This window comes from Specibacter sp. AOP5-B1-6 (genome assembly GCF_052376555.1).
Taxonomy (GTDB): Bacteria; Actinomycetota; Actinomycetes; order Actinomycetales; family Micrococcaceae; genus Specibacter.
Genome location: NZ_JBQSVT010000010.1, coordinates 117,005 through 129,079, shown reverse-complemented (window position 1 = coordinate 129,079; position 12,075 = coordinate 117,005). Strand labels below are relative to the sequence as shown.

Below are 12,075 nucleotides of genomic sequence, written 5' to 3'. Positions count from 1 at the left end.
GCAGCTCCCGCCGATGGCGTGAAAGCCCCGGAGCAGTAAACAACCCCCAGCCGGGCAGGCAGCTTCGGAGCAATCAGCAGCTCAGGAGCCTGAAGCGCCCAGGTCCCAGCGGATCCTGCCCCACCACATCACCAGAGGGTCGATATGCAGACGGTAAGAGCTCGCGCGGCTAGAATCCCTGCGCTTTGCGGTATCGCTTCATCTGTTGGTGCCGGCGAATCAAGCTGTCGCGGCGCGGGGTCTGCTCCGATGATGGCTCTTCAGCGGTCAGGTCAATGTGGCTTTCCCCAAATTGCCATAGCAGCAGGTCGTCGAGCAGCCTGTCGGGACCGGGGGAGTACCGGTGGTCCAGCGCTTTCCTGACGTTGGAGATGATCTCGGGCTGCAACAGTGCAGCTAGGTCGACAGTCTTGCGCAGCCCGTGCGCAGCCACCAATTCGGCAGCCCAGCCCCAGTCATCATCGGCTTTCCTGTCAACATGTGGCAGCAGTGTCTGCCACACCGCCTTGATCCGGTTGGGAGTCAGCGAGATGTTGCCCTCACCCTCGCCCTCTGTGTCCCAGTAGCTGGTGACGGTTTCGTATCTGTCGTGGAGCTCGGAAAACGCCGACTCGACTGTCTCAAGCATGGCCGCAGTGGCGGTGAACTGCCTGTCAAAGTAAGGGCTCCAGGCGCGGGGGTCCTGGGATTTGAAGCGGATGTCATGCTCAATCTCGCTCCAGGCGTGGGCAAAAATGGTGCGGATCTGGCATTCAAAGAAATAGCTGCCGTTGGGTTTGAGCTCAGCGTCGAGCAGTTCCTGATAAGCGCGGACCACATCGTTTTGGATGGTACGCAGGATCAGGTGTCTGCTCGAATACCCGTAAGTGCCGGATTCGATGGAGCCAATGTCCTTCTCGGTGTCGCCACGGCAGTCAAAAATGCTGCGCTTGCGCTTGATCAAGTTGGCTGCCAAGGCGTTTTCTCCGGGCAGTGTGGTGATGACCCGCACGCCCACCATGTCCGTGAGGTTCCGCAGCGGTTCTGGGAACTGGAGACTGGGAGCCGCGTCCGGCTCGGTCACCATCCGGGAGGCCTTCTCCCGGAATGATTCAACCGATTTGGTCCGGCTCGTGACAAAAAGTGGTTTGTCCTCTGCCTCGGACAGGACTTCGCGGACAAGCGATTCCATTTCTGCAGTGACTTTTTCCAGGGTCGGAAGTGTCCGTTCAAAATCAGCCACCGACGCGCTGACGGCAGGGCGCAGCGATTCATCGAGTCGTTCCCAATTACTACTCATGAGTCGAGCCTAAACGTCCGGGCGGCGCCCATGCGAGCAGCACCGCCGACAGTTCCGCAAATACTCGGTAAACATTGCGGCCCAGCGAGCCAGCCGGCTACCCAACAGTGCGCCATCAGTGCGCCATCAGCGCGCCGGCGGCACGCCGGTGCTGTTGCGCACGATCAGTTCCGGCACCATGGCAAACGGCGGGAAGGTGTTCTGCGAATTTTGAAGCCGGTGCAGCAGCCGCCGAACGGCCAATTCGCCGATCATCTTAAACGGCTGGGCGACAGTGGTCAGCGACGGCGAGCTGAATTCCGCCAGCGCAATGTTGTCCACGCCGACAATTGAAATGTCCTCGGGAATCCGTTTCCCGCTCTCATGCAGGGCACGGATGACACCGAACGCCATCTCGTCGGACGAAACGAAAAGGGCCGTCAGTTCCGGAATGCGGGCAGCAATGAGCCCATTTTTGTAACCGGACTCCGGCGACCAGTCGCCCTGCAGTTCGGGAGGCACTGATTTGCCCGCCCGTTCCAGAGTTGTCCGCCAGCCATCGCTGCGGTCCAAGGCCTCAATCCAGTTTTGTGGGCCCGCCAGGTGCCACACTGTTTCGTGCCCCAACTCAAGCAGGTGCGTCGTGGCCAGCTCGGTCACGAGAGCCTGGTCGATCACCAGCAGTTCGCTCGACTCGGTCCGTGAGCCGTCCAAGGTGACAATGGGCGTGGTGTCGCCAATCCTGGAAACCACAGGACTCGCACCAATCATGGGCACAGCCAGAATGATGCCGTCGGCGCCGCGATCCACCAGGCCCTGCACTGCTGCTTCAATGACGTGGTCGTCCATGGAGGAGATGGGCGAGGTGATGACGGCATGATCCAATTCGGCGGCTGCGAGTTCAATGCTGGCGACCACAACCGAGCGGGCGTAGGAATCGCTGGTGAACATGACCAGACCGATGATTTGGGTACGGCCCGTGGAAAGGCTGCGGGCCGCATAGTTGCGGTGGTAGCCTAGCTGCGAAATGGCCGCTTGGACGCGTTCCCGGGTGGCGGGCTTCACGCTGTGATGGCCGTTGAGGACCCGGGACACCGTCTGTGGTGAAACGCCTGCAACTTCGGCGACGCCGCGAATGCCGGGGCGGCCGGATTCCGAATTGCTCACTGAATACCTGCCGAATCAAAGCTGTTGGGGGACTTGTGGGTTTAGATTCTGCGGGCCAACCGAACCGTGTCCCTAAAAAGTACTGTAACCACAACTGTGGCGGTTGGGGAATTTCCCCAACCGCCACAGTGCTGCGTCCCACCGATTCGGCGGGCTGCCGTTTCTAGCTTTGGTAGCGTCCGCGTGATGAACGACGGCGAACCAAGACCAGTGCGCCAGCTCCCGTCAGGAGCATCCCGGCCAGGACAAACACCCCTATGCTGGCACCCGTGCGGGCCAACTCACCATCCGTGGTGGCAGGCGCCCCAGCCGGAGACCCAGCAGCTGCACCGGGATCGCCGGTGCCTGTAGGCGATGCGCCCGCTCCCGCCGCCGGTTCGCTGGAGCCCGGACTGGTTGGCACGTCGTTGCCTGATGCATCAGTTGCAGGCACGTCAGTTGTCGGAACGGCCGTGGCGGGCGGGGACGTGGGGGCGCCGGTAGTCGGTGGTGTCGTGGCCGGAGCCGTCGTCTCGGTGGGATCCGGAGTGGGTGACGGTGAAGCGCCGGGCACAGCCAGGTCCAGGACCACATACCCAGCAAAGGTTTCCTTCTCGCTGCTGGCAAAGGCTCTCCCGTCGTCGCTGCTGGCGCGGTAGTCAACGGTTGTCGGCTGAACCCCCGCCACCGCGAACGGTGCCGCATACGCTGTCCACACACCGTCGCCGATCCGGTACTCGATCGCGGCCTGGTCAGCAGCGGCACCGGTGGCTGCCAGTGTCACTGTTGGTGCGACGTTGAACTTCCCCTCGGCATTGGGCTCCCGATCAAGGGAACCTGTCACGCCAAGTGCATCCACCGCCGTGTTGCGGACCTCAATTTCGTAGGCGGAGAGGTAGGGGTTCACGTTTCCGGACTGGACCTCCACCTTGACGTGGCCGGCATTGACCGGCTCGAAGGCAACGACATCCGTGCGCTTGCCGGTGGGCATGCCGGTCTTGGTGGCAACGACAGTCCAGGTGGTGCCGTCCTCGGATGTAGACACGGTGTAGTCCTTGGCGGATGCACCTTCCCAAGCGATCGTCACCTCATTGACGGGCTGGACCGTGCCCAGATCGCCCGCAATCCAACGCACACCGTCGTAGTTGGCGGACCAGCGCGTGGCAAGGTCGCCGTCAAAGGCCTGGCTGGCGGGCAGGCTGTCTGCTTCGGTGCCCGACGCCGTGGCCTCGGCGCCCACGGCAACGTTGGTGATCCCCGCAACGCCGAGGCTCCAGGCACCCACCGTGCCTGACCCGCCGGCGGGAACGAGGTCCGCCAGGCGCACAAAGCGGGCTTCGGTGGTGGGGAAGCGGACCTCGTCGGCACCGGCGCCTGCCACCTCATGGGTGGTGGTGCGGTCCCAAAACAAGCCGTCCCTGGACGTTTCCACGGCGTATCCGGCAGGCGCATTGGCCGCCCACTCGGCGGTCACCGCGCCAACCTTCTGGACCGAGCCGAGGTCAACCGTGAGGGACGCAGGCGCGGCATCGGCCGACTCCCAGCGGGAGTTTCGATCCCCGTCGGTGAGGTTCGACGCCGGATTGCCTTCCTTGGCCGACGAGGCCGCCACGGGTTTGCCGGAGGCCAGGTCAGCCGCCCCGGCAGCGGGTGTGGTGTCCTCAACAGTGCCCAGCGACGGGCCCATGCCGATCTTGTCCAGTGCATTGTTGAAATCAGCGTAGGCAACCGTGGGGGTCGCGGCTGTCCAGGTCTTCTGCGCCACGACCGGGAAGGAACGCTCAATCAAGCCGTGCACGTCCTGCTCGGAGTAGTCGTTGTCGACCAGGTCGTTCCACACGGCAAACATGGCACCCATGATCTGGCTGGGCTCGACCATCTCGTCGCCGGCCGTGTTGGGCAGCCAGTCGTTGTACAGCCACTGGTTGTTCAAGCCGTTGCCGTGGTAGTAATCGGCAAAGGGGACAACATACAAGGTGCCGTCATTGGTGTTGATGAACTTCATGTCGTCGCTGGCCGCAGCATTCAGCCCGTACCAGCCGTTGTTCCAGGAGTTGATGATGACGTCTTTGTCGTAACCCTCAACGCCGGATGCGCCGGTGCCCTTGCTCATCTGGGTGAAGCTGCCCCAGGCGCCCGGCTGCTTTCCGGCGTCGCGGATGTGCTTGGCCATGTCGTTGTAGAACTGGCGGTACTGGAGCTTGTCGCCCGGGTACTCATCGGCACCAAAGTTCACTTCGGGGCCCTGGAACCAGGGCATGAACTCGTCGAAGATTCCCTTGATGGCTGCCGTGGTCTCGGGCTTGCTGAGATCGAGGTGGTCGGACTTGCCGTTGTCCAGGCCAATGTCAGGACGCCATTTGATGATGGCGGCGGAGTGGGCGGGAACATCAATTTCGGGGATGATCTGAACGCCGCGGCTGGCCGCCGTGGCCTCGAAGCCGTCCCAGTCGGCGCGGTCGTAGGAACCATCCGCCGAGGCCAGGCCGGCGTACTTCGGGTTGTCGGATTTCAGCCTGAAGCCCATGTAGGACTCGCGCCAGTCACCGGCATCCACAAATATCTGGTTGTCATTGAGGTGGATCTGGAAGCGGTTGAGCTTGTAGTAGCTCATCATTTTGATGTAGTCGTCGATGAAGTCGGCGGTGAACACGCGTCGGCCCACGTCGAGGATGAAGCCGCGGGCCTCGTAGTCGGGCCAGTCAACAGCCGCTCCGACGGGCAGCTTGTTGCGCCCGTCGGACTGGGTCATGATCTGCAGGATGCTGCGCGTGCCGTAGTAGGCGCCCGTCTCGGTGGGGGCGGTGACTGTCACCCCTGCTTCGGTGACATCGAGCTTGTAGCCTTCTGCGTCATAGCGCTCGCCGCCGGTCGCGTACTTGTCTGCAGCGTCAAGGACCAGGGAAATGTCGCCGGGTTTGCTGGCGCCGGTGGCAACTGTGAGCTCCAGGCCCGTCATTTCGGCCAAATCATCCGAAAACTCCTCGCCTACCTGGTTCAGTTCGTTGGGGACGACAATGCGGCTTGTGGGGGTGAGCTCCAGTTTGCCGGAGCCGCCTGTCCATTCGTGGAGGGACGGGACCACAACCGGCGCGGCGTTGGCGGCGGACTCTTCGGGCGCGGCGGCCGCCGGTGTCACGGCGGCGATGCCGGCCAGTGGCATGCTCAGTGCGGCCACCACTGCAATCTTGCGCAATGTGCTCTTCATAAAGGTGAAACCTCTCGACTGCTGCTCGTTGTGACGGCTGTGCAAAAAACCAGTGGCCGGGACCGCGTAGACGGGTATATTGCCGGGCTGCCGATTTGTTATGGAACCCATGTAGAAGTCCTGAAGGCCACAAAAGGTGCCCAAATACCCTGGATTTCAAGGTGAAATACGAATGTTATCGGTCACTTTTCGAAGTATACGAGACTTGTGTCACATTTGACCAGGGTCTTGACGGATATGACGCGGAGTGCGCAGGACGGGTCCTGGCCATGCCCTGGACCGGCCGTGCATTTCAACAGCACCACAGGGGGCAATAGGCTGGTGGCATGTTGACAGTTATTGGTGAGGCCCTGGTTGATGAAGTGGTGCACGCGGGCAAGGACCCTGTCCCGCACGTGGGCGGCAGCCCCATGAACGTGGCCGTTGGGCTGGCCCGCTTGGGGCACCCCGTGCAGTTCCTGGGCAGGTTTGGCAAGGACGCCTACGGGGACATGGTGGCCGGGCATTTGAGGGCCAATGACGTGATGGTCCCGATGGCCCCTGACGCTCAGCCCACCTCGGTGGCCCGGGCAGTGCTGGATGCAAACGGTGCCGCAACGTATGAGTTCGCCCTCGACTGGTCGCTGCCGGATCTCGGTGCAGCCGGCGACAAACCGAATTTCATGCTGGCCGCCACAACACTGCTCCACACCGGTTCCATCGCCACCATGCTGGCTCCGGGTGCCGAACAGGTCCTGGCCGCTGTCATTGACGCCCACCCCCGCGCCACGATCGCCTTTGATCCCAACTGCCGCCCCAGCATCATCACCGACGTTGACTACGCACGGGAGCAGGCGGAGAAGTTTGTGCGCCTGGCCGATGTGGTCAAGGCTTCGGACGAAGACCTCGAATGGCTTTACCCCGGCATTGACCCCAAGGAATCTGCCCGCAATTGGCTTGCCATCGGCGGTGCTGAAGGTCCCGCCGTCGTTGTTCTGACGCAGGGCGGTGCCGGCCCGTGGGCAGTGTGCGCCGCCGGTGAGGCTGCCTGTGCCGTGCCGCCGGTCCAGGTCGCGGACACGGTGGGGGCCGGCGACTCCTTCATGGCTGCGCTGCTGTCGGCCCTTGTGGACAGGGAATTGGACGGGGCCCAGCGCCGCACCCAGCTGCGCGCCATGGACACCGCAGCCCTGGCAGACGTGCTTGACTACGCCGCGAGGGCGGCCGCCATCACGGTTTCCCGGGCGGGGGCCAATCCCCCCAGCCGGGCTGAATTGCGGAACTGACCGGCTGCAGGGCCTTCTGCAGGAAAATTTCACGGCAATCTGAAAGGCATTCCCATGTTTGATTACGACCCCTATTCGTTCCTGACCCCTGTCCCGGAATTCGAGCTGGCCAGCGAATCGTTTGCCGACGGGGCCGTGTTTTCCCCCGCCCAGGTCAACGCCGACGCCCATCCCGGCGGACGCGACCTGTCCCCGCAGCTGTCCTGGCACGGCTTCCCGTCCGGGACGCAAAGCTTTGCCGTGACCATGTTTGACCCCGATGCGCCCACGGCCAGCGGCTATTGGCATTGGGCCGTGGCCGGGCTGCCGGTGTCCGTGACGTCACTGGCAGAGGGTGCCGGGACCCCGGGTTCCCCCGCACTGCCTGCCGGGGCGCTCGCCTTGAAGAACGACGCCGGGATCCCCGGTTATCTGGGCTCGGCACCTCCCGCCGGGCACGGTCCGCACCGCTACATGGTCGTGGTCCATGCCGTTGACGTTCCCTCGCTTGGCCTGCCCGCCGACACCACCGCGGCAACCCTGGGCTTCAATCTGCACTTCCACACCCTGGCCCGGGCCCGGTTGACGGGGCTGTTCGAGGTTTAGCAGGGCTTGGCGGGGTTTCACGGGAAGTTGGATAGCCTTGGGTATGCGTTTAATTGCCAGCGACATTGACGGAACCATCCTGGGCCACGACGGATTGATCAGCACCCGCACCGTGGAGGCCTTCCACGCTGCCGCGGAAGCGGGCATTGACATTGTGTTCGTGACAGGACGCCCGCCGCGCTGGCTGGACCCGATCCGCGAGCAAATCGGCCACCTGGGCACCGTCATCTGCTCCAACGGGGCCGTCACCTACGACCTCGGCACCGACAAGGTGCTGGCCTCCCACCTGCTCAGCTGGGACACGGTCGAGCAGGTCAAGGACATTGTCGCCGGCCTGGCCGTTGAGCCCTACTTTGCCCTGGAATCCCTTGCCGGCCTGCACATTGAAGAGGGCTTCTACGGCGCCCGCGCCCCGGCCGGCCGCGCCGTTATTGTCCCCCAGGTGCTGACTGCCGACATGGCAAACGGCGGGATCATTAAAATGCTGGCTGTCCTCCATACCGGCAGTGCCGACGAATTCCTGGAACTCGTCACCCCCGCCGTCGGCCCGCTGCTTGCCGTCACACACTCGGCCCCGGACCTGGCCCTCCTTGAAATGGGACCGCTGGGCGTCAACAAGGCCGTCACCCTGGCCGAGTATGCGGCCGCACGCGGGATTGACGCCGCCGATGTTGTCGCGTTCGGTGACATGCCCAACGACGTGGAAATGCTCGGCTGGGCCGGCGCCGGATACGCGATGGCCAGCGGCCACCCGCAAGCGCTCGCAGCCGCTGCGCTGCAGGCTCCCCGCTTTGAGGACGACGGCGTTGCCCAGGTCATCGAGTCGCGCCTGGCCGCGCTGCGCCTGGCCTGAGTGACGAAGATACAGACACGAACGAAGACACAGACGATGCCAAGGACCAAGATCACCAAGCCGTACCTGGATTCGGCGCAGCCGCTGGCCATTGCCCACAGGGGCTTTTCCCGCGACGGGCTGGAAAATTCCCTGCCCGCGTTCAAGGCAGCCCTGGCCCTGGGCTACCAGTACGTTGAAACTGACATCAACACCACCTCTGACGGGGTGCCGCTGGTGTTCCATGACGCAACACTTGACCGCACCACGGACCAGGCCGGCACGATCGCGGAACTGCCCTACTCGGTGGCGGGCAGGGCGCGGATTGGCGGCCGGGAGCGGATTGCCACACTCGATGAATTCCTGGCGGCGCTGCCCCAGGCACGGTTCAACATCGATGTGAAGGACGCCGGGTCCGTGGACGCCCTCGTTGACGCCATCGAAAGCCACGGCCTGCACGACCGTGTCTGCGTGGCGTCGTTCTCGGACAGGCGCCGCCGCAAGGTGCTTGCGCGGCTGAGCCGTCCGGTGGCAAGTTCGCCGGGAAAATGGCTTCTGGTGGCCTACTTTCTGCTGTCACCGTGGCTCCCCGGGTCGTTCATCAACTGGCTGATGCGCGATGCGGATGTGCTGCAGATTCCCAGGCGGTACCTGGGCCTGGAGGTGGTGACCCCCGGAACGGTGGCCCGGGCGCACCGGATGGGCTTGAAAGTCCACGTGTGGACCATTGACGACCCTGCGCAAATGCACGAACTCTTTGACCTGGGTGTTGACGGCATCATGACGGACAGGGCCGACCTGCTCGCCGACGTCATGCGCCAACGGGGCTACTGGACGTAATCATTCAGCCATGTCGGCGACCGGTGGCAGGATGGGTGCATGCGTATCCTCATTGCCCCCGACAAATTCAAGGGGACCCTCACCGGCCCGGAAGCGGCTGCGGCCATGGCCGAAGGCGCCCTGCGGGTTTACCCGGATGCCGTGGTCACGGCCCTGCCCATTGCCGACGGCGGCGAAGGCACGGTTGAAGCAGCGGTCGCGGCAGGATTTTCGGAGCGGCTGAACGCGGTGGTTGGCCCCATCCTGAAGCCGGTCGGTGCGGTGTGGGGGTTCCAGGAGGACAGCAGGGTGGCCGTCATTGAGACCGCGCAGGCCAGCGGCTACCTGCTCAGCGAACCCACCGTGGAAAATTCCCTGCGCGCCCACTCCTACGGTTCGGGCCAGCTCGTTGCCGCAGCATTGGAGGCCGGGGCGACGGAAATCATCATCGGCCTGGGCGGCTCGGCCATGACCGACGCCGGAACCGGCGCCCTGCGCGCTTTGGGGCTGAAGCTGCTCGATACCCACGGGAACTTTGTGCCGCTGGGCGGCGGCTCCCTGGTGGACGTCGTCGCCGTGGACGCCTCCGGGCTTGATCCGCGGCTGGCCGGCGTGACAGTGCGGATGGCCGTGGATGTGGACAATCCGCTGTATGGCTTCAATGGTGCCGCGCACGTGTTTGGGCCGCAAAAGGGTGCCGACGCCGACGCCGTCGAACTGCTCGATGCGGGGTTGCGGAACCTGGCGTCGGTGGTCCGGGAGGCGACGGGCATTGACATCGACATGCCCGGGGCCGGTGCCGCGGGCGGGTTCCCGTCCATGTTTGTGGCCTATGCCAATGCCTCGGTGGAGCGCGGCTTTGACCTGGTCGCGGCCTTGATCGACCTGGAGACCGCCCTCGACGGCGCCGATCTTGTCATCACGGGCGAGGGGTCCCTGGATGTGCAGTCGTTGTCGGGCAAGGGCCCCCTCGGGGTGGCGGACGCTGCCCACGCAAGGGGACTTCCCGTCGTCGTGGTTGCCGGGCGAATCACCGTGACGGCGGCACAGCTGGCCGAACACGGGGTGGTGGCTGCCGTCAGCGCAACGGATGTGGCAGGCTCCCCGGAGGCGGCTCTCGCGGAAGCCGCCCGGTACACCACGATGGCCACCTCCGAGGCGCTCAACGGCATCTGACCGCCGGGCGCCGCAAGCCAACCCGGGAATGCGGGCTTAGGACTTCCCGAGGGAGACTCTGGCGGGCTGGTCGTCGGGGTCCAGGGGATTGGCGGCCGTGCCGCGCCACTTCGCCAGGGCGCTCATGCCGTGGTAGATGATCAGTGCAGCCCCGGTGCCCAGCGCAATGCCTTCAAAGGTGAGGTTTCCGACGTTCCAGGTGAAGTTGGCGATGCCGATGATCAGTGCGACGGCGGCCGTGGTCAGGTTGATGTTGTTGGAGAAGCTGACCTTGTTCTGCACCCAGATGCGCACACCCAAAACGCCGATCATGCCGTAGAGCAGGGTTGCCGCGCCGCCGAGGACGCCGACGGGGACGGTGGCGATGAGCTCACCGAACTTGGGGGAGAAGCTCAGGGCCAGGGCTGCGATGCCGGCCACGTAGTAGGCGGCGGTGGAGTACACCTTGGTGGCGGCCATGACGCCAATGTTTTCCGCGTAGGTGGTGGTGCCGGAGCCGCCGCCGAAGCCTGCCAGGGTGGTGGCGACGCCGTCGGCAATGATGGCGCGGCCGGCGTAGGGGTCAAGGTCCTCACCGGTCATGAGCGCCACCGACTTCACGTGGCCGATGTTCTCGGCGACCAGCACCAGGACCACGGGGATGAACAAGCCCAGTACGGCGATGTGGAAGGTCGGGGTCTGGAAGTGCGGCAGGCCGATCCATGCTGCGGAGTCGATCTTGGAGAAGTCCACCTCATTGCGCAGCACGGCCACGAAGTAGCCAACAACCACGCCGACCAGGATGGCCAGGCGGCCCAGAATGCCGCGGAACAGCACGCTGACAAGGATGATGACGAGCAGGGTCACCAGTGCCGTGATGGGTGCCTTTTCAAAGTTCGACTTGGCCGAAGGTGCCAGGTTCAGTCCGATCAACGCCACGATGGTTCCGGTCACCGGGGCCGGCATGAGCCGGTTGATCCACGAGGCGCCAAACTTTTGCACGATCAAGCCCAAAACGGCCAGTGTCACGCCGGCAACAACCACGCCGCCAAGCGCCCCGGCCACGCCGAATTGCTGCTGTGAGGCCATGATTGGGGCGATGAACGCAAAGCTGGAGCCCAGGTAGCTGGGCACCCGGCCGCGGGTCAGGATCAAGAAGAACAAGGTGCCAATGCCGGAGAAGAACAGTGTTGTTGCCGGTGGCATGCCGGTGATGAGGGGGACCAGGAACGTGGCGCCGAACATGGCTACCACGTGCTGCAGGCCAATGCCGATGGTCCGGGGCCAGCTCAACCGCTCGTCGGGGGTGACAACCTCCCCTGGCGCGATGGTTTTGCCGTCGCCGTGAACTTTCCATTTTGTGCCCAGCAAACTCATCCGCTTATCTCCCATTCCAGCCCTCACACGTGCGAGAGGCCCGCGGATAAGAATATAGGAGTGCGTGCGGTCATGGGTGCGGCACGTGGCCTTCGCTGGCAAGAAGCACGACGCCGAGCAGGTCGTTGAGAGCGTGGGCCAGGTCCGGATGGGCCAGCTCATACCGGGAGCGGCGGCCCTCCGGGATGGCGACGGCCAGCCCGCACTCCCGCAGGCACGAGAGGTGGTTGGAGATGCTCTGGCGGGAAACCCCCAGATGCAGAGCCAAATCTGCAGGATACTGCGGCGCCTTGGCCAGCCCCATCAAGATTTCCGCCCTGGTGGGGTCCGAAAGGGCGTAGCCAAAGCGGGCAAGCACGGCTGCGTTGCTAATGGGCTTCATTCTCAATATCGTACAGCATTTGCTGAATTCAGCGTTCGCTGTACTATT

General features: G+C 64.1%; 10 protein-coding genes. 5 read left to right on the top strand and 5 right to left on the bottom strand.

Going from position 1 to position 12,075, the window contains the following annotated elements; genetic code table 11:
• Nucleotides 1-169: 169 nt before the first annotated feature.
• The 3 genes from ACT3TS_RS07375 to ACT3TS_RS07365 form a co-directional block, all read right to left on the bottom strand.
• Nucleotides 170-1,279 carry a GTP pyrophosphokinase gene (locus ACT3TS_RS07375; protein ID WP_444530852.1) on the bottom strand — a complete coding sequence of 370 codons (1,110 nt, stop codon included), beginning with the start codon at nucleotides 1,277-1,279 and terminating at the stop codon, nucleotides 170-172.
• 126 nt (nucleotides 1,280-1,405) lie between these two features.
• Complete coding sequence (locus ACT3TS_RS07370) at nucleotides 1,406-2,425, bottom strand: LacI family DNA-binding transcriptional regulator (RefSeq protein ID WP_444530851.1); 1,020 nt, start codon at nucleotides 2,423-2,425, stop codon at nucleotides 1,406-1,408.
• Between the two features lie 163 nt (nucleotides 2,426-2,588).
• Nucleotides 2,589-5,612 (bottom strand): discoidin domain-containing protein, encoded by a 3,024-nt coding sequence (locus tag ACT3TS_RS07365; protein ID WP_444530850.1) that lies wholly within the window; start codon nucleotides 5,610-5,612, stop codon nucleotides 2,589-2,591.
• A 326-nt stretch (nucleotides 5,613-5,938) separates the two neighbouring features.
• Here ACT3TS_RS07365 and ACT3TS_RS07360 point away from each other — a divergent pair, with 326 nt between their 5' ends.
• From ACT3TS_RS07360 to ACT3TS_RS07340, 5 genes are read left to right on the top strand one after another with little or no spacing between them, the layout of a single operon-like run.
• The gene (locus ACT3TS_RS07360) at nucleotides 5,939-6,877 is read left to right on the top strand and encodes a carbohydrate kinase family protein (RefSeq protein ID WP_444530849.1); all 939 of its coding nucleotides are present in this window, start codon (nucleotides 5,939-5,941) and stop codon (nucleotides 6,875-6,877) included.
• A gap of 54 nt (nucleotides 6,878-6,931) precedes the next feature.
• A complete protein-coding gene (locus ACT3TS_RS07355) occupies nucleotides 6,932-7,462 on the top strand; it encodes a YbhB/YbcL family Raf kinase inhibitor-like protein (protein WP_444530848.1) in 531 nt (176 codons plus the stop codon).
• Between the two features lie 43 nt (nucleotides 7,463-7,505).
• Nucleotides 7,506-8,315 carry an HAD family hydrolase gene (locus ACT3TS_RS07350; protein ID WP_444530847.1) on the top strand — a complete coding sequence of 270 codons (810 nt, stop codon included), beginning with the start codon at nucleotides 7,506-7,508 and terminating at the stop codon, nucleotides 8,313-8,315.
• A gap of 36 nt (nucleotides 8,316-8,351) precedes the next feature.
• Nucleotides 8,352-9,134 (top strand): glycerophosphodiester phosphodiesterase, encoded by a 783-nt coding sequence (locus ACT3TS_RS07345; RefSeq protein WP_444530846.1) that lies wholly within the window; start codon nucleotides 8,352-8,354, stop codon nucleotides 9,132-9,134.
• A gap of 39 nt (nucleotides 9,135-9,173) precedes the next feature.
• A complete protein-coding gene (locus ACT3TS_RS07340; protein ID WP_444530845.1) occupies nucleotides 9,174-10,289 on the top strand; it encodes a glycerate kinase in 1,116 nt (371 codons plus the stop codon).
• A 36-nt stretch (nucleotides 10,290-10,325) separates the two neighbouring features.
• On the opposite strand, the gene ACT3TS_RS07335 is transcribed toward ACT3TS_RS07340, so the two are convergent.
• Together ACT3TS_RS07335 and ACT3TS_RS07330 are read right to left on the bottom strand one after the other, a co-directional pair.
• The gene (locus ACT3TS_RS07335; RefSeq protein ID WP_444530844.1) at nucleotides 10,326-11,645 is read right to left on the bottom strand and encodes a uracil-xanthine permease family protein; all 1,320 of its coding nucleotides are present in this window, start codon (nucleotides 11,643-11,645) and stop codon (nucleotides 10,326-10,328) included.
• A gap of 70 nt (nucleotides 11,646-11,715) precedes the next feature.
• Entirely contained in the window at nucleotides 11,716-12,027 is a 312-nt protein-coding gene (locus tag ACT3TS_RS07330; RefSeq protein WP_444530843.1) for an ArsR/SmtB family transcription factor, read from the bottom strand.
• Nucleotides 12,028-12,075: the final 48 nt, after the last annotated feature.